This is a genomic window from Ornithinicoccus halotolerans, assembly GCF_009602535.1.
GTDB classification, from domain to species: domain Bacteria; phylum Actinomycetota; class Actinomycetes; order Actinomycetales; family Dermatophilaceae; genus Ornithinicoccus; species Ornithinicoccus halotolerans.
The window spans coordinates 18299-42527 of sequence record NZ_WIQI01000003.1 but is presented as its reverse complement, the minus strand read 5'-3'; the positions used below and the strand labels follow the sequence as shown (position 1 = coordinate 42527).

Here is a 24229-nt window from a genome sequence, read left to right as displayed (position 1 = left end):
GCCTAACGGCCGGTGACGGGATGCACCGCGAAGTCACCACGGGCGACGGTGACCCGGAGCAGCTCCTCCGGCTCCACCTCCGCCACGTCGCGGACGATGCCGCCGGCGGCGTGGCGCACGACGGCGTAGCCGCGTTCGAGGGTGTGCTGCGGGGAGACGGCCCGCAGGTGCCGGGCCAGGTGCCCGACCCGGTCCCGCTCCCGCTCCAGTCGCGCGCGCAGGCCGTCCCGGCCGCGGTCACGCGCGCCGGTCACCTCCGCGCGGTAGGCCGCGACGACGGCACCGCGGTCGGTCATCACCGGGCGGGACAGCAGCGCCGCAAGCCGCTCCCGCTCGGCGGCGACCCGGCGTCCCAGCGCGGTGCGGCCGCGGCGGGTGACGGTGGCCAGGCCGGCCAGCTCGTCGGCGCGGTCGGGCACGATGCGGCTGGCCGCGTGGGTGGGCGTGGAGGCGCGCAGGTCGGCGACGAAGTCCAGCAGCGGGGTGTCGGACTCGTGGCCGATGGCGCTGACCACGGGGGTACGGCAGTCCGCGACCGCGCGCACGAGCGCCTCGTTGCTGAACGGCAGCAGGTCCTCGAACGACCCACCGCCGCGGGCGACCACGATCACGTCCACCTCCGGGTGGGTGTCCAGCTCCGCGAGTGCCGCGCTGACCTGCGGGACGGTGTCGGTGCCCTGCACCGCTACCTGCCTGACCTCGAACGAGACCGCCGGCCAGCGGCGGCGGGCGTTGGTGACCACGTCGCGCTCGGCGGCCGTGGCCCTGCCCACCACCAGGCCCACCCGTCGCGGCAGGAACGGCAGCGCGCGCTTGCGGTCGGCGTCGAACAGGCCCTCGCTGCGCAGCAGCTGCTTGAGGTGCTCCAGCCGTGCCAGCAGCTCCCCGACGCCGACGTGGCGCAGCTGCCGCGCCTCCAGCTGCAGCGTGCCGCGCCGGGTCCAGAAGGTGGGCTTGGCGTGCACGACCACGCGGGCGCCCTGGTCGACCGGGCCCATGGCGTCCAGCGCGGGGACCGGCACCGCCACCGACAGCGACATGTCGACGTCGGTGTCACGCAGCGTCAGGAAGGCGGTGCCCATCCCGGGGCGCCGGTTCAGCTGCACGATCTGGCCCTCCACCCACAGCGGGGACATCCGGTCCACGTAGTCGGCGATCTTCATGCTCAGCGTCCGGACCGGCCACGGCCGCTCGGCGCTGGTCTCGCGGGCGGTGGCGGGCAGGCGCCGCCCCGGCCCCTCGGGCGCAGGCTGGCTCACGCCGCCTACCTTAGGAGCCATGGGCCGGCCGCGGGTGGTGCTGCTGCACGGCACCCGGATGACCCGGGCGCAGTGGGCCGGGTACGACCGGCTGCTGCCAGCGGCGGAGGTGGTGGCCCCGGACCTGCCCGGGCACGGGGCCCGCACCGGTGAGGAGTTCACGCGGACGTCCGCGCTGGCGACCGTCGACGCTGCCGTCGCCGCCGCTCCTCGCGGTCAGCCGGTGGTGCTGGTCGGGCACTCCCTGGGCGGCTACCTGGCGATGCTGTGGGCCGCGCGGCACCCGCAGCGGCTCGCCGCGCTGGTGCTGGTGGGTGCCTCGGCGGTCCCGACCGGCCCGGGCGCGGCGCTGTACCGGTGGTTCGCGGCGCTCGTCCCGCGGGTGGGGCCGGAGCGGATGGCGCGAGGCGTCAACGCGGTGATGCGCTGGCTGGGGGCGCGCGGTGAGGCCGCGGCGGCGCTGCCGGGCGGGGAGGCCTACGCCGCCACCGGCGCGGCCTGGCAGCTGGTGATGGAGGAGTGCCGGCCCGCCCTGCTCGCCGGCCTCGACTGCCCGGTGGTGCTGGTCAACGGCCAGCTCGACCAGATGCGGCTGCACGCGCGCCACTACGCCAGGGCCGGCCGGCAGGTCCGGGTCGTGACGGTGCCGCGCGCCACCCACCTGCTGCCGCTGACGCACCGGGAGCAGCTGGCGGGCGTGCTTCGGGAGGAGCTGGCGCGGCTGGGCGCCGGACGGCAGCCGCCCCCGGGCACGGCTGGCTAGCCGGCGGCCGCCCGGAGCCTGGAGAGCAGCTCGGGGGCGACCTCCTCGAGGAACTGGTCGACCCGCTCGTCGCCGACCTGCACCAGCGCCACATCGGTGTAGCCGGCCTCCCAGAACGGCCGCACCGACTCCACGATGGCATCGAGGTCGGGACCGCAGGGGATCGTGGCCGCGACGTCCTCGGGCCGGACGAACTGGGTGGCGCCGGCGAAGCCGCGCGTGCTCGGCAGGTCCGCGTTGACCCGCCACCCGCCGGCGAACCACCGGAACTGCTGGTGAGCCCGCTGCCGCGCCCGCTCGGCGTCCGGGTCCCAGCAGATCGGGATCTGGCCGATGGCCCGGGTGCTCCCTCCGGGACCACGGCCGCCACGCGCCTCCGTCCACGAGGCGACGAGCCCGGCGTCCGGCTCGGTGGCGATGAGGTGGTCGGACAGCGGCGCGAACCGTTCGACCGACCGGTCACCGCTGACGGCGATCCCGAGGGGGACGCCGTCAGCGGGCAGGTCCCACACCCGCGCGGAGTCGACCCGGAAGTGGTCACCCTCCCAGGTGACCAGCTCGCCGGTGTGCAGCTCCCGGATGATGTGCACCGCCTCCTCGAGCATGGCGTGCCGGACGTCGACCGAGGGCCAGCCGACCCCGACGACGTGCTCGTTGAGGTTCTCGCCCGCGCCCAGCCCCAGCAGGAACCGCCCCTGCGCGAGCAGCTGCATCGTCGCCGCCTTCTGCGCGACGACGGCGGGGTGGTAGCGCAGGATCGGGCAGGTGACGAAGGTGGCCAGGTCGACCCGCTCGGTCACCTGGGCGACGGCCCCCAGGACGCTCCACACGTAGGGAGCGTGGCCCTGGGCCGACAGCCACGGGAAGTAGTGGTCGCTGGCCACCTCGAAGTCGAACCCCGCCCGCTCGGCCGCACTGGCGTGGCGCACCAGGTCCCGAGGGCCGCTCTGCTCGGTGAAGAGGGTGTAGCCGAACCGTGTCATCCCGTCATGCTCGCGGCCTGGCCCGGAGGCCGCCACCGCAGCCAGGACGGCTCAGAGTCGCGCCAGCTCGGCTCGCAGGTCGTCCAGGCCGAGGGCGCCGAGGGAGAGCGCCTTCATGTGCCAGTCCTTGAGGTCGAAGCCCACCCCACGCTCCTGGTGTGCCCGGCGCGCGGCCTCCCGGCCCTCCAGCCAGGTGCGCTCGCCCACCTTGTAGCTGATCGCCTGCCCGGGCCAGCCCAGGTAACGCACGATCTCGGAGGCGATGAAGTCGGCCGAGCGGCCGGAGTGGGCGGCGAAGAACTGCTCGGCCAGCTCGGGCGTCCACACCTGGCCCGCCCCGATCGGCGAGTCCTCCGGCACCGGCAGCCCCAGGTGCATGCCGATGTCGACGACCACCCGCACCGCGCGCATCATCTGGCAGTCCAGGTAGCCCATCCGCTCCTCGGCGTCCAGGTAGCCCAGCTCGTCCATCAGCCGTTCGGCATACAGCGCCCAGCCCTCGGTCGCGCCGCTGGAGGAGCCGAGGGTGGCCTGGTAGATGGACAGCTGCGGCGCGACGTAGACCCACTGCGCCAGCTGCAGGTGGTGGCCCGGGACGCCCTCGTGGTACCAGGTGCTGACCAGGTCGTAGACCGGGAACCGGGTGCGTCCCAGCGTCGGCAGCCAGGTGCGACCGGGACGGGAGAAGTCCACCGACGGCCGCGTGTAGTACGGCGCGGCGGCGCTGCCGGACGGGGCGATCATCGCCTCCACGGTCCGCAGCGGCTCGGCAATGTCGAAGTGGGTGCCGTCCAGCTCGGCAATGGCCTTGTCCATCATCGACTGCAGCCACAGCCGGACCTCGTCGACGCCCTCGACCGCCCGGCCGTGCTGGTCCAGGTGCCGCATCGCTGCCACCGGCGTCGACCCGGGCAGGATCTGCTCGGCCAGCTCGCGCATCTCGGCGCCGATGCGGAGCACCTCCTGCCAGCCCCAGGCATAGGTCTCCCGGGGGTCCAGGTCGGCGCCCGTCCAGCGGCGCACCCCCAGCCGGTAGCGCTCCTCGCCGACCGCGTCGGGGGTGCCCTCGGTGGCGGGCAGGTAGGCCTGGCGGAGGTAGTCCCGCAGCTCCGCGGTGCCCTCGGTCGCCGCGTCGGCTGCGCGGTTCAGCTCGGGCAGCCGCTCAGCGGGGCCGCCGCCGACGAAGTCGCGGAACCAGCCGGAGTCCACCCACTCGGCCAGCTGGTCGGCGAGCGTGGTGACCTGCCGCGGCGCGGCGAGCAGACCGCGGCGCCGGCCCTCCTCCAGTGACTCGACGTAGGAGCGGAAGGCCTCCGGCACCCGGGCCATCCGCCGACCCACGCAGGCCCAGTCCTCGTCGGTGCTCGTGGGCATCATCGCGAACATCTGCCGGACCGCCTGCGGCGGGGCGAACAGGTTGCGCACCGCCCGCAGCTGCTCGCCGGCCTCGTGGGCCTCCAGCTCCACCCCCAGCCGCTCCCGGAGCAGGGTGGCGCACCGCTGCTCCTGCTCGTCCCATCCCTGCGGCCCGGCCTCGCTCTCGAGGCGGTCCAGCTCGGTGAGCACGCCGCGGGCCAGGTCGGCCCGGGCCCGGTGCCCGGCCGGGGAGAGGTCCGGCACCCGGTCGTCGTGCGGCCGCAGCCCCAGCCCGGTCGCCACCTGCGGGTCCAGGTCGGCCAGATCGTTGACAAAGCGGTCCGCCAGCTGGCGGGGCGTCGTGACAGCGCTCATGCCCGCATCCTGGCAGGCTGGTTCCGTCGTTGCGCGTCGGCGCTCGACCCGCAGCAGCTGTCGCCGGGCCCCGTGACCGGCTGGGGTCGGCGCGCTCGGGCGCCTACCATGGAGGGCGTGACTTCCCCCAGCCAGCAGGTGACCGTGGCCACGCCCGCCGACGACCCGGCGGGCGGCAAGCGCGTGCTGCTCGCCGCGCCACGCGGCTACTGCGCCGGTGTCGACCGTGCTGTCGTGACCGTCGAGAAGGCGCTGGAGCTGTACGGGCCGCCGATCTACGTCCGCAAGCAGATCGTGCACAACAAGCACGTGGTGGCGACGCTGGAGAGGCGGGGTGCCGTCTTCGTGGACGAGACCGACCAGGTGCCCGAGGGCCAGACCGTCATCTTCTCCGCGCACGGGGTCTCCCCGCAGGTGCACCAGGAGGCCAGCGCGCTCAACCTGACCACCATCGACGCCACCTGCCCCCTGGTCACCAAGGTGCACCGGGAGGCGACCCGGTTCGCGAAGGAGGACCACGACATCCTGCTGATCGGGCACGCCGGTCACGAGGAGGTCGAGGGGACCTCTGGCGAGGCGCCCGAGCACATCACCCTCGTGCAGAGCCCGGAGGAGGCCGAGCAGGTGGAGGTCCGCGACCCCGAGCGGGTCGTGTGGCTCTCGCAGACCACGCTGTCGGTGGACGAGACGATGGAGACGGTGCGGCGGCTGCGCGAGCGGTTCCCCAAGCTGCAGGACCCGCCGAGCGACGACATCTGCTACGCCACCCAGAACCGGCAGGTGGCCGTCAAGCAGATGGCCGCGGACTGTGACCTGATGCTGGTCGTCGGGTCGCGCAACTCCTCCAACTCGGTACGGCTGGTCGAGGTGGCGCTGGAGCACGGGGCTCGCGACGGCCACCTCATCGACTACGCCGAGGAGATCGACCCGACGTGGCTGGCGGGCGTGCGCACCGTCGGTGTCACCAGCGGCGCCAGCGTGCCCGAGATCCTGGTGCGCGACGTGCTGGACTGGTTGGCCACGCAGGGCTTCGAGGACGTCGAGCCGGTGGTCGCGGCCGAGGAGTCGCTGCTGTTCGCGCTGCCGAACGAGATCCGACGGGACCTGAAGAAGCGGGACGGTCAGGACGCAAGGTTCCGCCACGACGCCGGCGCGCGGCACTGACTCCGCCGGTCGCGGCTCGGCTCACCCGGCCTGCTCGCCACCCCGGCGAGCGGTCCCGGGAGGGTCGCTCAACTGCAGCTCCGGGCGGGTGTCCTCGGCGACCGCCTCCAGCAGCTCCACGGCGGTGAGCGGCCGGGGCGCCGCGTGGACCGGCGACACCGGATCCAGCCGGTCCGCGACCAGGTCCAGGTCCTGCATCCGGCGCGCCGTCACCAGCACCCGGGACTCCAGCGCCCCGACCAGCTGGTTGTAGGACTCCACCGAGCGCTGCAGCGCCCGGCCCATCGAGACGGCGTGGCCGCCGAGCGTGGCGAGCCGGCCGTACAGCTCCTTGCCCAGCTCCATCAGCTCCCGGGCATGGTCGGTCAGGGCGTCCTGCTGCCACGTGAACGCCACCGTGCGCAGCAGCGCCAGCAGGGCACCCGGCCCCACGAGCACCACCCGCTTGGCCATGGCCTCCTCGTGCAGCCCCGGGTCGCGGGCCAGCGCCACCGACAGCATGGCCTCGGTCGGCACGAAGCACACCACCATCTCGGGTGCGGACGCGAAGGCGGTCCAGTACTCCTTGGCGGCCAGCGCGGACACGTGCGAGCGCAGCGCGGCCGCGTGCTCGTCCAGCAGCCGCTCGCGGGCCGCACCGTCGGTCCCGTCGGCCTGGGCGTCGAGGAAGGCCCGCATCGGCGCCTTGGCGTCCACGACGAGGTGCTTGCCGCCTGGGAGGGACACGACCACGTCGGGCCGCACCCGGTTGCCGTGCCGCGCCGTGGCGGCGACCTGCTCGTCGAAGTCACACCGGCCCAGAAGCCCGGCGTGCTCCAGCACCCGGCGCAGCTGCACCTCGCCCCACGCCCCGCGCACCGAGGAGGAGTTCAGCGAGCCGGCCAGGGACCGGGTCTGCCTGCCCAGGTCCGACGTCGCCGCCTGGACATGACCCATGGTGGCCTCCAGGGCGGCGAACTGCCGGGTGCGGTCCCGCTCCAGGGTGCCGACCTGCTGCTCGACCCGGGTCAGCGCCTCCCGCAGTGGCGCGAGCGCCGCGGCGGTCTGCGCGTCGTCGCCCACCGCGGCCTCCAGGTCCACCACCCGCTCGCGCAGCAGGTCACGCTCGGTCACCAGCGCGGCCGAGCGAGCCGCATACCCCCAGCGGCAGAGCAGCCAGCCCAGCACCCCGCCGGCGGCGAGGCCCAGCAGCAGCATCCACGTCTCCATGGCGACCACCGTGCCAGTTCCCACCGACAGGTCCGCTCAGCCGGCGGTGAGGACCACGACCACGCCCAGGGCGTAGAACCCGAACAGGGCGACGCTCTCGAAGCCGATGCGACCTGGCCCCCGCTCCTCGCGGCGGATGAGGCCCATGAGCAGGAAGCCGGTCATCAGCGTGCCGAGGGCGGTCCAGAAGACCACCGGGCTGGAGACGGCGTGGTACACCGACCCCTCCCGGTAGGCGATGTCGGAGAAGGCGGCGAAGAGGGTGTCGAAGGCGTTGCCGCCGATGATGCCGGCCACCGCGAGGGTCAGCGCCCCGCTGCGCACCGCGGAGAGCGTCGTCACGAGCTCCGGCAGCGAGGTGGCCGTCGCGGTGAAGAGGCTGCCCACCACGGCGTGGCCCATCCCGGTGTCCTCGGCGATCACCGTCGCGCTCTTCTCCAGGGTCCAGCCGGCCAGCGCGATGGTCACCGCGAGCACCGCGAAGCTGCCCAGCAGCCGGCGGAGCGACAGGGTGGCGTTCTCCTCCTCGGGGACGTCCTGCTTGGTCTCGGCCGTCCGGGAGGGCGCCCACATCGGCCTGCTCTGCGTGGTGCGCACCAGCCGCACGCTGTACACGTAGGAGCCGAGCAGCGCCGGCGTCACGACGTGGACGTGAGCGATGGTCCACTCGGGCATGACGAAGGCGATCATCAGCAGCGACATCTGGGACACCAGCAGTGCGGCCTGCATCATGTTGCCCAGCGACGCCGCGGCGTGCTCCAGGTTGGCGCGCCGGTAGGTCACGTCGGCGACCGCGAGGAAGAGCGTCTGGACGGCGATGCCGCCCACCGCGTTGCTGAGCGCCAGCTCGGCGTTGCCGGACCAGGCGGCCGACACCGAGAGCACGCTGCCGCTCAGCGAGGTGGCCAGCCCCAGCAGCACCGCGCCGGCGACCGCCTCCCCGATGCCGGTGCGGTCCGCGAGCGCGTCCACCACGCGGGCCAGCCGGGTCCCGACGACGCCGATGACGGCGGCGCACAGGGCGAACACCACCGTGGCCGGCCCCAGTGCCATCGTCTCCAGCGCAGGCAACAGCGTCCCCTCGATCGTGGTCCGTGGTCGACCCCGCCATCTAAGACGACCATCGCCGGGACCGCATGGCGGGCCCCGCCGGGAGCGGCGACTAGACTGTCGTCCCCGTGGCCCTCACCATCGGAATCGTCGGACTGCCCAACGTCGGCAAGTCCACCCTCTTCAACGCACTGACCAAGAACACCGCCCTGGCGGCGAACTACCCGTTCGCCACGATCGAGCCCAACATCGGGGTGGTGCCGCTGAAGGACTCCCGGCTGGACCGGCTGGCCGAGATCTTCGGCAGCGCCCGCACCCTGCCGGCTCCGGTCAGCTTCGTCGACATCGCCGGTATCGTGCGCGGCGCCTCCGAGGGGGAGGGACTGGGCAACAAGTTCCTGGCGAACATCCGCGAGGCGGACGCCATCTGCCAGGTGGTGCGTGCCTTCCAGGACGACGACGTGGTGCACGTCGAGGGGCAGGTCAGCCCCAAGGACGACATCGAGACCATCAACACCGAGCTCATCCTCGCCGACCTGCAGACCCTCGAGGCCGCCGTGCCGCGGATCGAGAAGGAGGTCAAGGGCAAGAAGACCGACCGCGAGGTGCTCGACACCGCGCTGTCGGCGCAGCGGGTGCTCGAGGCCGGCGACACCCTGTACGCGGCCGGTGCGGCCGCGGGGGTGGACCGTGGCATCGCCCGGCAGCTGGGCCTGCTGACCACCAAGCCGTTCCTCTACGTCTTCAACCTGGACGAGGACGGGCTCACCGACGAGGGGCTGCACGCCGAGCTCGCCGAGCTGGTCGCGCCGGCCGAGGCCATCTACCTCAACGCCAAGCTGGAGTCGGACCTGGCCGAGCTCGAGGCCGGGGAGGCCGCCGAGCTGCTCGCGTCGGTCGGTGTCACCGAGCCCGGGCTCGATCAGCTCGCGCGCGTGGGCTTCCACACCCTCGGGCTGCAGACCTTCCTGACGGCGGGACCCAAGGAGTCCCGCGCGTGGACGATCCGCACGGGGTGGACCGCCCCGCAGGCAGCCGGTGTCATCCACACCGACTTCCAGCGTGGCTTCATCAAGGCCGAGGTGATCTCCTTCGAGGAGCTGGCGGCGCTCGGCTCGATGGCCGAGGCCCGCGCTGCTGGCAAGGTGCGGATCGAGGGCAAGGACTACGTCATGCAGGACGGGGACGTGGTGGAGTTCCGCTTCAACGTCTGACCGGGTCGCCGCCCGCCGGTCCACGGTCCAGTCGTGGCTCGACGACGGCCGCCTCGGCTGGGACGCCGGTCTCGACGTCCTGGAACCGGTCAGCGCCGGGGGGCAGCTCCCGGTAGTGGCGGAACCGCAGCGGGACACCGTGGCTCACGGCCCAGTCCACGCTGTCGGTGACCTGGACGTGCACGTGGGGTTGCGTCGAGTTCCCGGAGTTGCCGCACTCGGCGAGCTGCTGGCCGGCGGACACCTCGTCCCCCACCCCGACGCGCAGGCTCCCGGACCGCAGGTGGACGAGGGTGACGACGGTGCCGGTGTCACCGTGGGTGACGGTCACGTAGTTGCCGGTGATGGCGTGCAGCCCCTGCCGGAGCCGGGCCGCCTGGCCGAGCGCGTAGGGCACCAGTGCCAACGGCGACCGGCGCGCGGCGTGGTCAGCCTCTCCGTCGTGGACCGCCACGACAGTCCCGGAAGTGGGAGCCAGGATGGGGCGGCCGAAGGCGACGAACCGCTCTGGTGGCTCGGTCGCGAGGACGGTCCGCCAGTCGCGCAGCGGGGCGGTCCGGTGCTCGTCGTCCACCCCGACGAAGTCGATCGCGTAGCGCGTCCCCAGCCGGTCGGTGCCATGGCTGGGCACCCGGCGCGCCGGGCTGTTCTGCACGGACCACCGACCCGTGAACGGGAGGTCCAGCACGGCCACCTGGCTCACGCGGACTCCGCGCCCGGTCCCTCCAGCGCCCCCCGCAGTGCCGTCGTCTCGCGCCGGAACGGTTCGCCCATCACAGCCTCCTGCCCTGCTTGTCGCGGCTGCCGGGCCAGGCGTCAGCCAGCGTTGACCCCGCCGCGGCGTGTCCACCGTAGTCGACGCAGGTTCCGGGGCCGGGCCCTCCGGCACCGGCCACGAGGTCGCCCGCACCGAAACCAGTTGACGGGGGTCGCCAGGACCAGCAGCGTGACGGCATGGACCAGCCGAAGGACGTGCTGCTGCGCTACCTGCAAGGGCACCGCGACGCCGTGCTGTGGAAGCTGGAGGGGCTGGGCGAGCGGGAGGTGCGCTGGCCGGTGACTCCCACCGGCACCAACCTGCTCGGTCTGGTCAAGCACCTGGCGTGGATGGAGCTGGGCTACTTCGGGGAGTGCTTCGGGCGGCGCTGGCCGGACCCGCCGCCGTGGGAGGCCGACGGCGTGTCCGAGGAGGACAACACGGACCTGTGGGCCACGCCCGAGGAGACGCGGGCGGACGTGGTCGGGCTCTACCGGCGGGCCTGGGCGCACACCGCCGAGACGGTAGCGGCCCGCGCGCTGACCGACACCGGGCGCGTGCCGTGGTGGCCCCCCGGGCGTGACGAGCCGACGCTGCACACCCTGCTGGTCCACGTCGTGGCCGAGACCGCCCGCCACGCCGGGCATGCCGACATCGTGCGCGAGCAGCTCGACGGCCAGGCGGGGCTGCGGGAGGGGGTCAGCAACGTGCCCGAGCACGACGCCGCCTGGTGGGAGGCCTACGTCGGTCGGCTCCGGCAGGCAGCGGAGGAGGCGGCTGCCCGGGCGCGCTGAGGCGCTATCGGTCCGCCGCGCGGGGGCCGGCGCCCTGCCCCCGCCGGTAGCCGGCGGCCTCGGCCGCGCTCTCCGCGAGGGCGGTCCCGGCGCCGGCGTAGATCTGGAACACCGCGTCGGCGCCCCGGGCCGTGATCTCGGCCATCTCGTCGTCGTACTGGGCCACGGCCGCGACCGTGCCGTTGAACTCGCTGGCGGTGAGCCGGTCCACGGCCAACAGGTTGGCGCCGTGGAAGGGCATCGCCAGCACCACCAGCCTGACCCTGCCGGCGCGGGAGATCCGCTCCCAAAACTCGGCGTCGGTGGCGTCCCCCTCGACGACGTCCATCCCCTCCTCGCGCAGCCGCGCGACCCGGGTGCGGTTGCTGTCGATGCCCAGCACGGTCATGCCGTAGTCCTCGGTCAGGGTCCGGTGCACCGCCCGACCGACCCGTCCCATGCCGAGGACGACGGCGTGTGCACGGCCGATGTCGATCGGCCGGTCCTCGGGGTGCAGCCGCTGGGGGTCCTGGGCCGGCAGCCTGGCCGCGATCCGCCGCACCAACCCGGTCCCGCGGCGGTTGACCAGCGCCGAGAGCACGAAGCTGGCGGCCACGGCCACCGACAGCACCGCCACCCACTGCTCACCGATGATGCCGGTGCTGCTGCCGACCACGGCCACGATGAGCCCGAACTCGGAGTAGTTGGCCAGCGCCAGGCCGGCGAGCACCGAGGTGCGGTGACGCAGCCGCATGAGCGACAGCAGCAGCACGTAGCCACCGGCCTTCACGGGCACCACCAGCAGGAGTAGCAGCGCCACCAGCAGGTCCGGGGCCGGCGGCAGGCCGGTCATCCCGATGGAGACGAAGAAGCCGACCAGCAGCAGCTCCTTGACCGTGAACAGCGTCCGGGACAGCTCGTTGGCGGAGGCGTGGGAGGCGAGCAGCACGCCCACGACCAGGGCGCCCAGGTCGCCCTTGAGCCCGACCGCCTCGAACCAGGCGTAGCCGGGTACCAGCGCCGCGACCACCCCGAACAACGCCTGCATCTCACCGTGTCCGGTGTGGTCCCAGACCCGCCGCAACAGCCAGGCCACCAGAGGTAGCAGCAGCAGGGTGAGCGCCCACGGACTGGGCAGGGTGGCGCCGGAGGCCGCGATGAACACGACCGCCGCCAGGTCCTGGATGATCAGGATCCCGATCGCCGTCCGGCCGTAGAGCGACTGCGACTCGCTGCGGTCCTCCAGCACCTTGACGACGAAGACGGTGGACGAGAACGACAGCGCGAACGCCAGCAGCGCCAGGTCGTCGGTCTGGACGTCGGCGAGCAGCCCCGCCCCGACCCAGGACAGCGACAGCAGCAGGAGGGCGCCGAGGGCGATGCTGGCGGCCAGGTGCGTCAGGCCCGTCACCCAGACGTGGCGCTCGAGGAGGGAGCGGACGTCGAGCTTGAGGCCGATGCCGAACAGCAGCAGGGTGACGCCGAGGTCGGCGACGACGTCCAGGCCGGGCGGGGCGCTGACGCCCCCTGCGTGGAGGAGGAAGCCGGCCGCGAGGAAGCCGACGAGCGGCGGCAGCCGCAGCAGGACCGCGAGCAGGCCACAGGCGAGGGTGGCGCCCAGCAGCAGCGACACCGACGCCATGGTGACCTCCGGTCCGGTCAGGTGGGCCGGGGACCGGTCGGCCCGGGACCGGCAGCGCGGTCCCGGGCCGACCGGGCCGTCAGTCCTCGGTGATCAACGGGTACACGCCGTTCTCGTCGTGGACCTCCCGGCCGGTCACCGGCGGGTTGAACACGCAGGCGGTGCGGAGGTCCTCCTCGACCTTCACGGTGTGCTTCTCGTGACCGTCCAGCAGGTACATCGTGCCGGGACGGAGGTCGAACTCCTCGCCGGTCTCCCGGTTCCGCAGCGTGCCCTTGCCGGCGTAGACGTAGACCGCCTCGACGTGGTTGGCGTACCACATGTCGGTCTCGGTCCCGGCGCGCAGGTGGGTGTCGTGGAACGAGAAGCCGACGCGGTCGCTGGCGAGCACGAAGCGGCGGCTGCGCCAGTTGCCGTGGTCGACGTCCTGGTCGGTGTCGTTCAGGTCCTCGATGTGGATCACCTTCATGGCCCAGAGCCTAACGGGGGCGGCGCGGGCGCAACCGGCCGGCCGGGCGCCATACTGGCGGCACCGGGGACCTGGCGGGGCCCCCGACACCGATGAAGGAGTCGTCGTGGCAGCACAGCAGGGGACCGGCCGCAGGGTCGTCGTGGTAGGCGTGGACGGGTCGGGGACCGACCGGAGCGCCCTGGAGTGGGCGGCGCGCGCCGCGGTCCGGTACGGCACCGGGTTACGTGTGGTGCACGCCAGCGAGGTGCTGGCAGCCGGGGCGATCGAGGACGACCCCGTCATGGCCAGCCCGGCGGTGCTGGAGGCGCTCTACGCCCACGACGAGGAACGGGTGGCCCCGCGGCTGGCCGAGGAGGTCCGCCGCGACTACCCCGGGCTGGAGGTGACCGTGACCGAGGCCTCCGGCGCGGCCTCGGCGACGCTGCTCGACCAGCAGGACGACGCCCTGCTGCTGGTGGTGGGCTCCGGCCGCCGCGGTCGCCCCGGCGAGCAGGTGCTCGGCACCAGCGCGCTGAGCACGAGCATGCACGCCCACCGGCCCGTCGTGGTGGTGCCCCAGGGGGTTGAGACGGACCGGGAGGCGCCGGCGAAGGTCGTGGTGGCGGTCGACGGCAGCCGCGACAGCCGGGCGGCGGCGCAGGTGGCGATGGTGGAGGCCGAGCTGACCGGCGCCGCCGTCGTCGCGGTCAGCGCCTGGTACCTGGAGGTGGTGAACGGCTACGTCGTCACCGAGCCGGACAGCGAGGAGTGGCGGGCCATCGAGGCGCGGCAGACCGAGCGGGTCGAGGCAGCGATGCAGGCGTCCCGGGACCGCCACCCCGGTGTGCCGGTCACCGTGGCGGTCGTCCACGCCCCCAGCAGCCGGGCCATCCTGGAGCGCGCCGACGGCGCCGCGCTGCTGGTGGTCGGCTCCCGCGGGCGGGGCGGCTTCACCGGCAAGCTGCTCGGCTCGGTCAGCCAGAAGGTGCTGCGCGGCGCCACCTGCCCGGTGGCGGTGGTGAAGGCGCCGCCCGGCCACTGACCCCCACGGGGTCGTGACGGGGCGGCGCCGTGCCGTGGTGGCTCAGCGCTGCGGGCGGAGCCGGTCGATGACGGCGTTGAAGGTCGCCGACGGGCGCATCACGGCCTCGGCCTTGGCGTCGTCGGGCCGGTAGTAGCCGCCCAGGTCGACCGCGTTGCCCTGCGGCTCGACCAGCTCGCGGGTGATCGTGTCCTCCTGCTCGGTGAGCTCGCGCGCCACCGAGGCGAAGCCCTGCGCCAGCTCGGCGTCGTCGGTCTGCTCGGCCAGCGCCTGGGCCCAGTACAGCGCCAGGTAGAAGTGGCTGCCGCGGTTGTCGAGCTGCCCGAGCTTGCGCGCCGGCGAACGGCCCTCGGTGAGCACCCGCTCGGTCGCGACGTCGAGGGCGTCGGCCAGTACGGCGGCGCGCGGGTTGTCCTCCCGGGACGCCAGGTGCCGCAGGCTCTCGGCCAGCGCGAGGAACTCCCCGACGCTGTCCCAGCGCAGGTAGTTCTCCTGCTGCAGCTGCTGCACGTGCTTGGGGGCGGACCCGCCGGCGCCGGTCTCGAACAGCCCCCCGCCGTTCATCAGCGGCACGACCGAGAGCATCTTGGCGCTGGTGCCCACCTCCAGGATGGGGAACAGGTCGGTGTTGTAGTCACGCAGCACGTTCCCGGTGACCGAGATGGTGTCCTCACCGCGCCGGATCCGCTCCACCGAGTACCGGGTGGCCTCCACCGGCGACTTGATCGAGATGTCCAGGCCCTGGGTGTCCTCCTCGGCCAGGTAGCGCTCGACCTTGTCGATGAGGTTGGCGTCGTGGGCCCGCTCCCGGTCCAGCCAGAACACCGCCGGGGAGCCGGACGCCCGGGCGCGCCTCACCGCGAGCCGGACCCAGTCACGGATCGGCTCGTCCTTGGTCTGGCAGGCCCGCCAGACGTCCCCGGCGCGCACCTGGTGCTCGGTCAGCACCGCGCCGGAGGAGTCCACGACCTGGACGGTGCCGTCGGCGGGGATCTCGAAGGTCTTGTCGTGGCTGCCGTACTCCTCGGCCTTCTGCGCCATCAGCCCCACGTTCGGGACCGAGCCCATCGTGGTCGGGTCGTAGGCGCCGTTGGCCTTGCAGTCGTCGATGACGGCCTGGTACACGCCGGCGTAGCTGCTGTCGGGGATGACCGCGAGGGTGTCGTCCTCCTCGTCCGACGGGCCCCACAGCCGGCCGCCGTTGCGGATCATCGCCGGCATCGAGGCGTCAATGATGACGTCGCTGGGCACGTGCAGGTTGCTGATGCCCCGGTGGGAGTTGACCATCGACAGCCGAGGTGCCTGGCCGAGCCGCTCCTCGATCGCGGCGCGCACCTGGGCGCCGGTGTCACCGGGGAGGTCGTCCAGGCCGGCCAGGATGCCGCCGAGCCCGTCCTCGGGGCGCAGCCCGGCCGCGGCGAGGTCGTCGCCGTAGCGCTCGAACACCTCGGGGAAGAACACCCGCACCGCGTGGCCGAAGATGATCGGGTCGGAGACCTTCATCATGGTCGCCTTCAGGTGCAGCGAGAACAGCACGTCCGCCGCCGCCGCCCGGTCCACCTGCTCGGCGAGGAACTCCTCCAGCGCCCGCACGTCCAGGAACGTCGCGTCGACGACCTCGCCGGGCAGCACCGGGACCGACTCCTTGAGCACGGTGGTGCCCTCGTCGGTGACCAGCTGGATGCGCAGCGTGTCCTCGGCCTCGACCACCGTCGACTGCTCGTTGGAGGCGAAGTCGTCGTGGCCCATGGTCGCCACCTCGGTGCGGGAGTCGCTGCTCCACTCACCCATGCGGTGCGGGTAGGCGCGCGCGTAGGCCTTGACGGCGGCGGGGGCCCGGCGGTCGGAGTTGCCCTCCCGCAGCACCGGGTTGACCGCGCTGCCCTTGACCCGGTCGTAGCGGGCCCGGATGTCCTGCTCCGCCGGCGTCGCTGGGGCCTCCGGGTAGTCGGGAAGGTCGAAGCCCTGCTGCTGCAGCTCGGCGACCGCGGCCTTCAGCTGCGGGACGGAGGCGCTGATGTTGGGCAGCTTGATGATGTTGGCCTCGGGCGTCGTGGCCAGCCGCCCCAGCTCGGCCAGCGCGTCGGCCACTTGCTGGTCGGCGGGCACCCGGTCGGCGAACTGGGCGAGGATCCGGCCGGCGAGGGAGATGTCGCGGGTCTGCACGTCGACACCGGCCGCCCCGGCGAACGCCTCGATGATCGGCTTGAGGGAGTAGGTCGCCAGCAGCGGCGCCTCGTCGGTCTTGGTGTAGATGATCGTGGCCATCGGCCGGGCGCCTGCCTCTCGGTCGGGTGCGATGCGTCTGCGTCGTCAGCGGCCAGGCTACCCAACCGGTGCCACGCCGGCGGGGTGCAGCCGGGACGCCGAGCGGTTGCCGACCGGTGCGGCGTGCGGTGAGGTGGACCGGTGACCAGGATCGGATTCCACGCGTCGCACGAGCAGATCGCCCCCTCACGGCTGCTGACGGACGTACAGCACGCCGAGCGCGCCGGCTTCGACATGGCGATGTGCTCGGACCACTTGGCGCCCTGGAGCGAGCGGCAGGGCCACTCCGGCTACGCCTGGTCTTGGCTCGCGGCCGCGCTCGCCACCACCCACCTCGAGCTGGGGTGCGTGACTGCGCCCGGCCAGCGCTACCACCCGGCCGTGCTCGCCCACAAGATCGCCACCCTCGGGGAGATGTTCCCCGGCCGGGTCTGGATGGCTCCAGGCAGCGGCGAGGCCATGAACGAGCACGTCACCGGCGAGCGGTGGCCCGACAAGGAGACCCGTATCCGCCGGCTGGAGGAGTCGGTCGGCGTGATCCGACGGCTGCTGGCGGGGGAGCAGGTCAGCCATGACGGCCTGGTGCGGGTGGACCGTGCCCGGCTGTGGGACCTGCCGGCGCAGCCGCCGCGGCTGGTCGGCCCCGCCGTCTCCGCCGGGTCCGCCGCCCGGGTAGCGGCCTGGGCCGACGGGCTGGTGACGATCAACCAGCCGCTGGAGGTGCTGCGCGAGGTGGTCGCCGCCTACCGCGGGGCGGGCGGCCGGGGACGGCTGGCGATCCAGGTGCACCTGTCGTGGGCGCCGACCGAGCAGCAGGCCGAGGACTTGGCCTACGACCAGTGGCGCGGCAACGTCGTCGGCGCGCCGGTCACCTGGGACACCGAGATGCCGGAGGGGTTCGACGCGATCGCGGCGCACGTGCCGCGCTCGTCGGTGCACGGGCCGGTGCGCATCTCCGCCGACCCCGACCAGCACGCCGCCTGGCTACGGGAGTACGTCGAGCTGGGCTTCGACGACCTCTACCTGCACCACGTGGGCCAGGACCAGCACGACTTCATCGACACGTTCGCCGAGCGGGTGCTGCCGGCGGTGCGGCAGCAGCCCCGCCAGCCCGGCGGCAGCAAGGAGGCCACGGCGTGAGGATCACGGACACCAGCGACCTGTGGTGGAAGAACGCGGTCATCTACTGCCTCGACATCGAGACCTACTACGACAGCGACGGTGACGGGGTCGGTGACCTGGCCGGGCTGGCCCAGCGGATCGACTACCTGGCCGAGCTCGGCGTGACCTGCCTGTGGTTGATGCCGTTCTACCCCAGCCCGGACCGGGACGACGGCTACGACGTCAAGGACTTCTACGGGGTGGACTCCCGGCTGGGCAACCTGGGGCAGTTCGTGGAGGTGGTGCGCACGGCCCACGACCGGGGGATGCGGGTCATCACCGACCTGATCATCAACCACACCTCCGACCAGCACCCGTGGTTCGTCAACGCCCGCAGCGGCAAGGACGCCAGGTACCGCGACTTCTACGTCTGGCGGGACACGGAGCCCCCGGACACCTCCGACCAGGTCGTCTTCCCCGACGAGGAGGACTCCATCTGGGAGTACGACGAGCGCACGAGCGAGTGGTACCTGCACCACTTCTACGCCCACCAGCCGGACCTCAACGTCGCCAACCCGCGGGTGCGTGAGGAGATCATGCGCGTCGCCGGGTTCTGGCTCGAGCTGGGGGTGGACGGGTTCCGTGTCGACGCGGTGCCGTTCTTCATCGACGACGCCGAGACCCGGCGCGCCGAGGACCTGCCCGGGGACCCGCACGTGATCCTCAAGCGGATCCGTGACTTCGTGTCCCGTCGCAAGGGGACGGCCCTGATCCTCGGCGAGGTCAACGTGCCCCACGAGCAGCAGCGCAAGTACTTCGGCGGGGACAGCGGCGACGAGCTGCACATGCTGTTCGACTTCGTGTCGATGCAGGCGTGCTACCTGTCGCTGGCCAGGCAGGACGCCCGGCCGCTGGTCGCCGCGCTGGAGGACCGGCCACCGATCCACCCGAGCTGCCAGTGGGCGACCTTCCTGCGCAACCACGACGAGCTGACTTTGGACAAGCTCTCCGACCAGGAGCGCCAGGAGGTCTTCGACGCCTTCGGCCCGGAGCCGGAGATGCAGCTGTTCGGCCGGGGCCTGAAGCGGCGGCTGCCACCGATGGTGGGCGGTGACCCCCGTCGGGTGCGGATGGCCTACAGCCTGCTGTTCTCCCTGCCGGGCACCCCGACCCTCTACTACGGGGAGGAGATCGGCATGGGGGAGGACCTGGCGGCCGAGGGCCGGATGGCGGTGCGCACCCCGATGCAGTGGTCGGCCGAGGACAGCGGCGGCTTCTCCGAGGCCCGGCCCGGTGACCTGATCCAGCGGCTGGTGCCGGACGGCTACGGCCCGGCGCACGTCAACGTCGCTGAGCAGCGCCGGGACGGGGACTCGCTGTGGTCCTTCATCCGCACCCTGATCGGGACCTACCGGCTGTGCCCGGAGCTGGGCTGGGGGGAGTTCCGCGTCCTGGAGCAGCCGCACCACCAGGTGCTGGCGCACCGGTGCGACCTGGAGGACGTCGCCGTCATCGCCCTGCACAACCTGTCCTCCGACCCGGTCAGCGTCACCGTCCCGGTCGACGGCGTGCAGCAGGAACGGGAGCTGGTCGACCTGTTCGCCAAGGACGAGGTCCAGGTCGAGGACGGGGTGCTGGAGGTCGCCCTGGAGGGCTACGGCTTCCGGTGGCTGCGGCTACGCCCCGCCGGGGGGATGCAGCTGCCCTGAGCGGCTCGCCGCGCGCTGCCACCCGGCGGGGCGGGCTCAGCCGGCGGCGGTGCCGTCGGCGAGCACCTCGGCCGCGAACGCGTGCCCGAGCGGCGCCCAGTGCCGGCGCAGCCGGGGCTCGGCGTCCCGGACCCGCCGGACGGTCTCCGCCGGCTCCCCGTCCGGTGACCAGCGGGAGGCGGGGCCGTGGTCGTCCTCCAGCCAGGCGCGCACGATCGAGGCGTCCACCTCCGGGTGGCACTGCACGCCCCAGGCCCGTCGTCCCAGCCGGACCGCCTGGAGGGTGCCGTCGGGAGCGTGCGCGAGCGGGTCCGCCCCGTCCGGGAGCTCGGTGACGACGTCGCTGTTGTAGTGCAGCACCGGGGCCCCCTCGGCGATGCCGCCCAGCAGCCGGTCGTCGCGGCCCGCGGCGGTGGGCTGGAACGGCACCAGCCCGCGGGAGCGGGTCTCCGGGCCGGGCTCGACCGCCCCGCCCAGCGCGACGGCCGCCAGCTGATGGCCCAGGCACACGCCGAGGAAGGGCCGGTCGGCGCTCACCACGGTGGCGATGAGGGCGCGCACGGCCGGCAGCCACGGAGCCTCCCGGTCGTCCCGGGCGCCCATCCGGCCGCCGAGGACGAGCAGCCCGTCGTAGCGGCCCAGGTCCGCCGGGACGGCGGCGCCCTGGTCGGGCCGGACCACCTCGACACCGACGCCGGACTCGACCACCCACTCCCCGAGCCAGCCGGGCGGGGCGGACTGCTGGTGCTGGACCGCGAGCACTGTCGTCACGCGGTCATTGTGGCGGGGTCGTCAGCCGCCGTGGACGGGGGGGACGTCCTCGTCGGCCTCCGGGGGCGACGGGTGCTCGGCGACCGGGCCCAGCCCGTCCGTCTCGAGCGCGACGGTGTCGGTGGCCGTCACCCGCTTCGGGGTGATCTCGCCACGGAAGATCTCCTCCGCCCAGTGGCACGCCACCCGGTGCGGGCGGGCGTCCCCGGCGCCGGTCGCCACCGCTGCCACGTCCGGCACCCGGAGCTCGGGCCGCTCGTCGTCGCAGCGGGTCGGCTGCCGCCACGGGCAGCGGGTGTGGAACCGGCACCCGGAGGGCGGGTCCGCCGGGCTGGGCAGGTCGCCGGCCAGCAGGATCTGCTCCCGGGTGTCCTCCACGGTCGGGTCCGGGATGGGCACCGCAGACATCAGCGCACGGGTGTAGGGGTGCAGCGGCACCTCGTACAGGCTGTCCGCGTCGGCCTCCTCGACGATGGCGCCGAGGTACATCACGCCGATCCGGTCGCTGATGTGGCGCACGACCGCCAGGTCGTGGGCGATGACCAGGTAGGTCAGGCCGAGGTCCTCCTGCAGGTCCTCCATCAGGTTGATCACCTGGGCCTGCACCGAGACGTCCAGCGCGCTGACCGGCTCGTCGGCGATCAGCAGCTGCGGCTCCACCGACAGCGCCCGGGCGATCCCGACCCGCTGCCGCTGCCCCCCGGAGAACTCATGCGGGTACTTGGTGAGGGCGGCGCGGGGCAGCCCCACCTGCTCCATGAGCTCGACCAGCCGGGCGCGCACGTCGCGGCCCTTGGTGAGGCCGTGCGCCCGCATGCCCTCGAGCAGCAGCTGCTCCACCGTCTGCCGGGGGTCAAGGCTGCCCAGCGGGTCCTGGAAGACCATCTGCATGTGCCGCCGCTGCTGCCGCAGCTTGCCGCCCTTGAGGCCGGACAGGTCGGTGCCGTCGAAGTGCACCTCCCCGTCCGTGAGGGGCTCCAGCCGCAGCAGCGCCCGCCCCAGCGTGGACTTGCCGCAGCCGGACTCACCGACCAGGCCGTAGGTCTCACCGCGCCGGATCCGCAGGCCCACCCCGTCCACCGCGTACACGTACCCGACGGTGCGGTCCAGCACGATGCCGCGCTTGATGGGGAAGTGCACCTTGAGGTTGCGGGCCTCGAGGAGGATGTCGGTACCGACGGCCGTGCTGGTCATGCGTCCTCCTCGGTCCGGTCACCGGCCAGCGGGTAGTGGCAGCGCAGCAGCCGCGGGTCCCTCACCCCGCGGTCGGGGACGAGCGCGGGCGTCTCCGCCTCGCACCGGTCACCGGCGTTGGGGCAGCGCGGGGCGAACGCGCAGCCCTCCTCCCACGGGATGTTGTCGGCGACCGAGCCCGGCACCGGCACCAGCCGCCGGCCGCGCTCCTCGTCCAGCCGGGGGATGGAGGCCAGCAGCCCGCCGGTGTAGGGGTGCCGGGGGGTTGCGAACAGCGGGTGCCGGTCGGCGCGCTCGACGACCCGGCCGGCGTAGAGCACGTTGACGGTGCTGCACAGGCCGGCGACCACGCCCAGGTCGTGGGTGATCATGACCAGCGCGGTGCCGGACTCGGAGACCAGCTCGTTGAGCAGCGCCAGGATCTGGGCCTGGATCGTCACGTCGAGCGCGGTGGTCGGCTCGTCGGCGATGAGCAGCCGCGGCTCGCAGGCCAGCGCCATCGCGATGAGCGCGCGCTGGCGCATCCCGCCGGACAGCTGGTGCGCGTAGTCGCTCAGCCGCCGGGTGGGGTCGGGGATGCCGACCCGCTCCAGCAGGTAGGTGGCCCGTTTCCGGGCCGCGCCGCCCTTCATCCCGCGGTGGCGCTCCAGCACCTCGGTGACCTGGACACCGATCGGCACGACGGGGTTCAGCGAGGACAGCGGGTCCTGGAAGATCATCGCCATCTCGGCGCCCCGCTTCTCGGCCATCCGTTGCGGGGACAGCGTCAGCAGCTCCTCGCCGTCGAAGCGCACGCTGCCGGCGACCTGGGCGCCGCGGGCCGGGAGCAGGCCCATCACCGCCAGCGAGGTGACCGACTTGCCGCAGCCGGACTCGCCGACCAGCCCCACGGTCTCGCCGGGGGCGACGTCGAAGCTGACGCCGTCGACGGCCGTCACGGTGCGGGAGGTGCGGCTGCCGAACGTCACCCGCAGGTCCTCGACCGCGAGCAGCGGCTCGCGGCCGGACCGGCGGCCCGGCTGGGTGGTGGACGTCGTGGCGGTCGTCATGGGGGTGCTCCGTTCAGCGTCGCGACTTGGGGTCGAGGGCCTCGCGCAGCGACTCGCCCATGAGCGTGAAGCCCAGCGCGACGACGATGATGCACAGCGCGGGGTAGAAGGCCAGCTGCGGCTCGGTGTTGAAGTACTGCTGCGCGCGGCCGAGCATCTGGCCCCACTCCGGGACGCTGTCGTCGGGGTTGCCCAGTCCCAGGAAGGACAGCGCGGCGGCGTCGATGATCGCGACGGCCAGCACCAGCGTCGCCTGCACGATGACCGGGCCGATCGCGTTCGGCAGCATGTGCCGGAAGACGATCGCCGCCGGGCGCACCCCGAGGGCGCGGGCCGCCAGCACGTGGTCGCTGTGCCGCTGGGCGAGCATGGAGCCGCGCAGCAGCCGGGCGAAGATGGGCACCTGGATGATCGCGATGGCCAGGATCACGGTCCACTGGTTGGGGCGGGCGAAGACCGCCGCGATCGAGAACGCCATCAGCAGCGACGGGATGGACAGCATCACGTCGACGACGCGCATGACGGCCGCGTCCACCCAGCGGCCGATGCCCCCGGCGAGGGTTCCGAGGGTGAGCCCGCCGGTCAGCCCGAACAGGGTGGCCATCACCCCCACGATGAGGGTCTGCTGGGAGCCGACGAGCAGCCGGGACAGCATGTCCCGGCCGGCGTCGTCGCCACCGAGCGGATGACCCGGCTGCGGGTCGGGGATGGGGTTGGCCTGCCGGTTGATCTGGTCGATGAGCAGCCGCGCGGTCGGGTCGTGCGGCGCGATCCAGGGGGCGACCAGCGCGAGCAGCACGAACAGGACCACGATGGTGGCGCCGACCAGGAAGATCGGGTCGGTGCGCAGCCGGCGCCAGGCCGACTGCCACAGGCTGACGCCCTCGTCCTCGCTGATCCTGCCGGCAGCCGCCAGCCGGTCGATGCGGGCCTTCTTGCGCTGCCCGAGCGATGCGCTCTCTCGGTCGGTCATGACGGCCTCACCTCGTCCGGACGCGCGGGTCGATGATCGCGTAGGCGATGTCCACCAGCAGGTTGACGACGATGTAGATCAGCGCCGCCATCATGATGAGGACCTGCAGGACCGGGTAGTCGCGGCGCTCGAACCCGATCGCCAGCGCCTGCCCGATCCCCTGGAAGGCGAACACCTTCTCGGTGAGCACCGCGCCGGCCAGCAGCGCGCCGATCTGCAGGCCGATCATGGTGACGACCGGGATGAGCGCGTTGCGCATGACGTGGCGCCACCGGATGGTGTGGGCCCGCAGCCCCTTGGCCGCGGCGGTGCGCACGTAGTCCTCCTCGAGCACCTCGAGCACCGAGGCGCGGGTGATCCGGAAGATGACCGCGAACGGGATGGACGCCAGCGCGAAGGCCGGCAGGATCAGGTGCTGGAAGGCGTCCCACGCGGCGTCCCACTCGCGGGTCAGGATGCCGTCCAGGACGTAGAAGTTGGTGATGTGGGTGGCGTCGATGCCTGCGGTCTGCCGGCCCGAGGGCGGCAGGATCCCCCACCGGACGGCGAAGAGGTACTTGAGGACGTAGGCGAGGAAGAAGATCGGCACGGCCACACCGATCAGCGAGCTGATGACCGAGCTGGTGTCCAGCAGGCTGCCGCGCCGGCGGGCGGCGATGTAGCCCAGCGGGATGGCCACCGTGAGTGCGATGACGATGGCGAAGAAGCTCAGCTCGACCGTCGCCGGGAGCCGGGAGAGGAAGACGTCCATCGCGGGCTGGCCGATGTAGACGCCGTTCGAGATCCCGAAGTCACCCTGCGCGGCGCGCTCCAGGAAGCTCCAGTACTGCACCGGCAGCGGCTGGTCGAGCCCCAGCTGCGCGCGCAGCTCGGCGGCGGCCTCGGGCGAGCCACGCTCGCCGAGGAGGGCGGAGACCGCGCCGCCCGGCAGGGACCGGAGCCAGGCGAACAGCAGCACGCTGAGCGCGAACAGGGCCAGGAGCATCTGCAGCATCCGGCGCACGATGAAGCGCAGCACGAGGACCTCGTTCCGGTGCGGGGTCGGTGGGCGGGGTAGCGGAGCCTACCCAGCGGGAGCCGGGGCGGCGAGGGGACGACCGTGCCGGCCGCTACCCCCCGGTGGACC

Annotated in this window: 21 protein-coding genes; 7 read left to right on the top strand and 14 right to left on the bottom strand. The window is 73.2% G+C overall.

The features are described from left to right. Nucleotides 1-2: 2 nt before the first annotated feature. On the bottom strand, nucleotides 3-1280 hold the full coding sequence (xseA, locus tag GFJ45_RS01230) for an exodeoxyribonuclease VII large subunit (protein ID WP_153393180.1): 1278 nt from the start codon (nucleotides 1278-1280) through the stop codon (nucleotides 3-5). Here xseA and GFJ45_RS01225 point away from each other — a divergent pair. Further along, nucleotides 1279-2022: an alpha/beta fold hydrolase gene (locus tag GFJ45_RS01225; protein ID WP_194288451.1), complete on the top strand. Its 744-nt coding sequence runs from the start codon at nucleotides 1279-1281 to the stop codon at nucleotides 2020-2022. The two genes, xseA and GFJ45_RS01225, sit on opposite strands and share 2 nt — an antisense overlap. Here GFJ45_RS01225 and GFJ45_RS01220 read toward each other — a convergent pair. Both GFJ45_RS01220 and GFJ45_RS01215 read right to left on the bottom strand, forming a co-directional pair. Then, nucleotides 2019-3005, bottom strand: a complete 987-nt coding sequence (locus tag GFJ45_RS01220) for a TIGR03557 family F420-dependent LLM class oxidoreductase (RefSeq protein WP_153393174.1) — start codon at nucleotides 3003-3005, stop codon at nucleotides 2019-2021. The genes GFJ45_RS01225 and GFJ45_RS01220 overlap by 4 nt on opposite strands. 51 nt (nucleotides 3006-3056) lie before the next feature. Further along, nucleotides 3057-4736, bottom strand: coding sequence for a DUF885 domain-containing protein (locus GFJ45_RS01215; RefSeq protein WP_153393171.1), 1680 nt, complete (start codon nucleotides 4734-4736; stop codon nucleotides 3057-3059). A 108-nt stretch (nucleotides 4737-4844) separates the two neighbouring features. On the opposite strand from GFJ45_RS01215, the gene GFJ45_RS01210 reads away from it, so the two are divergent. Next, nucleotides 4845-5900: a 4-hydroxy-3-methylbut-2-enyl diphosphate reductase gene (locus GFJ45_RS01210; RefSeq protein ID WP_153393168.1), complete on the top strand. Its 1056-nt coding sequence runs from the start codon at nucleotides 4845-4847 to the stop codon at nucleotides 5898-5900. A 21-nt stretch (nucleotides 5901-5921) separates the two neighbouring features. Here the strand turns inward: GFJ45_RS01210 and GFJ45_RS01205 are convergent, their stop codons facing one another. Both GFJ45_RS01205 and GFJ45_RS01200 read right to left on the bottom strand, forming a co-directional pair. Next, nucleotides 5922-7109, bottom strand: a complete 1188-nt coding sequence (locus GFJ45_RS01205) for a DNA recombination protein RmuC (protein ID WP_153393165.1) — start codon at nucleotides 7107-7109, stop codon at nucleotides 5922-5924. Nucleotides 7110-7145: 36 nt separating this feature from the next. Further along, on the bottom strand, nucleotides 7146-8162 hold the full coding sequence (locus GFJ45_RS01200; protein ID WP_153393162.1) for a sodium:calcium antiporter: 1017 nt from the start codon (nucleotides 8160-8162) through the stop codon (nucleotides 7146-7148). Between the two features lie 125 nt (nucleotides 8163-8287). Here GFJ45_RS01200 and ychF point away from each other — a divergent pair, with 125 nt between their 5' ends. Then, nucleotides 8288-9373 carry a redox-regulated ATPase YchF gene (gene ychF / locus GFJ45_RS01195; protein WP_153393159.1) on the top strand — a complete coding sequence of 362 codons (1086 nt, stop codon included), beginning with the start codon at nucleotides 8288-8290 and terminating at the stop codon, nucleotides 9371-9373. On the opposite strand, the gene GFJ45_RS01190 is transcribed toward ychF, so the two are convergent. After that, nucleotides 9363-10076, bottom strand: coding sequence for a M23 family metallopeptidase (locus GFJ45_RS01190; protein WP_153393156.1), 714 nt, complete (start codon nucleotides 10074-10076; stop codon nucleotides 9363-9365). The genes ychF and GFJ45_RS01190 overlap by 11 nt on opposite strands. Before the next feature lie 251 nt (nucleotides 10077-10327). On the opposite strand from GFJ45_RS01190, the gene GFJ45_RS01185 reads away from it, so the two are divergent. Continuing rightward, entirely contained in the window at nucleotides 10328-10924 is a 597-nt protein-coding gene (locus GFJ45_RS01185; protein ID WP_153393154.1) for a DinB family protein, read from the top strand. A 4-nt stretch (nucleotides 10925-10928) separates the two neighbouring features. Here GFJ45_RS01185 and GFJ45_RS01180 read toward each other — a convergent pair whose 3' ends face one another. Both GFJ45_RS01180 and GFJ45_RS01175 read right to left on the bottom strand, forming a co-directional pair. Next, nucleotides 10929-12545, bottom strand: coding sequence for a cation:proton antiporter family protein (locus GFJ45_RS01180; protein WP_153393150.1), 1617 nt, complete (start codon nucleotides 12543-12545; stop codon nucleotides 10929-10931). 79 nt (nucleotides 12546-12624) lie between these two features. After that, nucleotides 12625-13014 carry an ectoine synthase gene (locus GFJ45_RS01175; protein ID WP_153393147.1) on the bottom strand — a complete coding sequence of 130 codons (390 nt, stop codon included), beginning with the start codon at nucleotides 13012-13014 and terminating at the stop codon, nucleotides 12625-12627. A gap of 106 nt (nucleotides 13015-13120) precedes the next feature. On the opposite strand from GFJ45_RS01175, the gene GFJ45_RS01170 reads away from it, so the two are divergent. Further along, on the top strand, nucleotides 13121-14038 hold the full coding sequence (locus GFJ45_RS01170) for a universal stress protein (RefSeq protein ID WP_194288450.1): 918 nt from the start codon (nucleotides 13121-13123) through the stop codon (nucleotides 14036-14038). A 42-nt stretch (nucleotides 14039-14080) separates the two neighbouring features. On the opposite strand, the gene GFJ45_RS01165 is transcribed toward GFJ45_RS01170, so the two are convergent. Beyond that, entirely contained in the window at nucleotides 14081-16306 is a 2226-nt protein-coding gene (locus GFJ45_RS01165; protein ID WP_153393141.1) for an NADP-dependent isocitrate dehydrogenase, read from the bottom strand. Between the two features lie 141 nt (nucleotides 16307-16447). Here GFJ45_RS01165 and GFJ45_RS01160 point away from each other — a divergent pair, with 141 nt between their 5' ends. Both GFJ45_RS01160 and GFJ45_RS01155 read left to right on the top strand, forming a co-directional pair. Then, a complete protein-coding gene (locus GFJ45_RS01160; RefSeq protein ID WP_153393138.1) occupies nucleotides 16448-17446 on the top strand; it encodes a TIGR03885 family FMN-dependent LLM class oxidoreductase in 999 nt (332 codons plus the stop codon). Further along, on the top strand, nucleotides 17443-19116 hold the full coding sequence (locus tag GFJ45_RS01155; RefSeq protein WP_153393135.1) for an alpha-amylase family protein: 1674 nt from the start codon (nucleotides 17443-17445) through the stop codon (nucleotides 19114-19116). Before GFJ45_RS01160 ends, GFJ45_RS01155 begins: the two co-directional genes overlap by 4 nt. Before the next feature lie 36 nt (nucleotides 19117-19152). Here the strand turns inward: GFJ45_RS01155 and GFJ45_RS01150 are convergent, their stop codons facing one another. The 5 genes from GFJ45_RS01150 to GFJ45_RS01130 are packed head-to-tail and all read right to left on the bottom strand — an operon-like array spanning nucleotide 19153 to nucleotide 24121. Beyond that, a complete protein-coding gene (locus GFJ45_RS01150; protein ID WP_153393132.1) occupies nucleotides 19153-19887 on the bottom strand; it encodes a type 1 glutamine amidotransferase in 735 nt (244 codons plus the stop codon). A 21-nt stretch (nucleotides 19888-19908) separates the two neighbouring features. Next, nucleotides 19909-21081, bottom strand: coding sequence for an ABC transporter ATP-binding protein (locus GFJ45_RS01145; protein WP_153393129.1), 1173 nt, complete (start codon nucleotides 21079-21081; stop codon nucleotides 19909-19911). Then, on the bottom strand, nucleotides 21078-22130 hold the full coding sequence (locus GFJ45_RS01140) for an ABC transporter ATP-binding protein (RefSeq protein WP_153393127.1): 1053 nt from the start codon (nucleotides 22128-22130) through the stop codon (nucleotides 21078-21080). Before GFJ45_RS01140 ends, GFJ45_RS01145 begins: the two co-directional genes overlap by 4 nt. Nucleotides 22131-22143: 13 nt before the next feature. Beyond that, nucleotides 22144-23103, bottom strand: coding sequence for an ABC transporter permease (locus GFJ45_RS01135; protein ID WP_153393124.1), 960 nt, complete (start codon nucleotides 23101-23103; stop codon nucleotides 22144-22146). A 7-nt stretch (nucleotides 23104-23110) separates the two neighbouring features. Then, a complete protein-coding gene (locus GFJ45_RS01130; RefSeq protein ID WP_153393121.1) occupies nucleotides 23111-24121 on the bottom strand; it encodes an ABC transporter permease in 1011 nt (336 codons plus the stop codon). Nucleotides 24122-24229 lie beyond the last annotated feature (108 nt).

Excerpts from the sequence above, each read along its gene's own strand:
- GFJ45_RS01220 (WP_153393174.1), bottom strand. The coding sequence starts at position 3,005 with ATGACACGGTTCGGCTACACCCTCTTCACCGAGCAGAGCGGCCCTCGG.
- GFJ45_RS01185 (WP_153393154.1), top strand. The coding sequence starts at position 10,328 with ATGGACCAGCCGAAGGACGTGCTGCTGCGCTACCTGCAAGGGCACCGC.
- GFJ45_RS01175 (WP_153393147.1), bottom strand. The coding sequence starts at position 13,014 with ATGAAGGTGATCCACATCGAGGACCTGAACGACACCGACCAGGACGTC.
- GFJ45_RS01200 (WP_153393162.1), bottom strand. The coding sequence starts at position 8,162 with ATGGCACTGGGGCCGGCCACGGTGGTGTTCGCCCTGTGCGCCGCCGTC.
- GFJ45_RS01165 (WP_153393141.1), bottom strand. The coding sequence starts at position 16,306 with ATGGCCACGATCATCTACACCAAGACCGACGAGGCGCCGCTGCTGGCG.
- GFJ45_RS01205 (WP_153393165.1), bottom strand. The coding sequence starts at position 7,109 with ATGGAGACGTGGATGCTGCTGCTGGGCCTCGCCGCCGGCGGGGTGCTG.
- GFJ45_RS01215 (WP_153393171.1), bottom strand. The coding sequence starts at position 4,736 with ATGAGCGCTGTCACGACGCCCCGCCAGCTGGCGGACCGCTTTGTCAAC.
- GFJ45_RS01180 (WP_153393150.1), bottom strand. The coding sequence starts at position 12,545 with ATGGCGTCGGTGTCGCTGCTGCTGGGCGCCACCCTCGCCTGTGGCCTG.
- xseA (WP_153393180.1), bottom strand. The coding sequence starts at position 1,280 with ATGGCTCCTAAGGTAGGCGGCGTGAGCCAGCCTGCGCCCGAGGGGCCG.
- GFJ45_RS01135 (WP_153393124.1), bottom strand. The coding sequence starts at position 23,103 with ATGACCGACCGAGAGAGCGCATCGCTCGGGCAGCGCAAGAAGGCCCGC.
- GFJ45_RS01225 (WP_194288451.1), top strand. The coding sequence starts at position 1,279 with ATGGGCCGGCCGCGGGTGGTGCTGCTGCACGGCACCCGGATGACCCGG.
- GFJ45_RS01210 (WP_153393168.1), top strand. The coding sequence starts at position 4,845 with ATGGAGGGCGTGACTTCCCCCAGCCAGCAGGTGACCGTGGCCACGCCC.
- GFJ45_RS01140 (WP_153393127.1), bottom strand. The coding sequence starts at position 22,130 with ATGACGACCGCCACGACGTCCACCACCCAGCCGGGCCGCCGGTCCGGC.
- GFJ45_RS01145 (WP_153393129.1), bottom strand. The coding sequence starts at position 21,081 with ATGACCAGCACGGCCGTCGGTACCGACATCCTCCTCGAGGCCCGCAAC.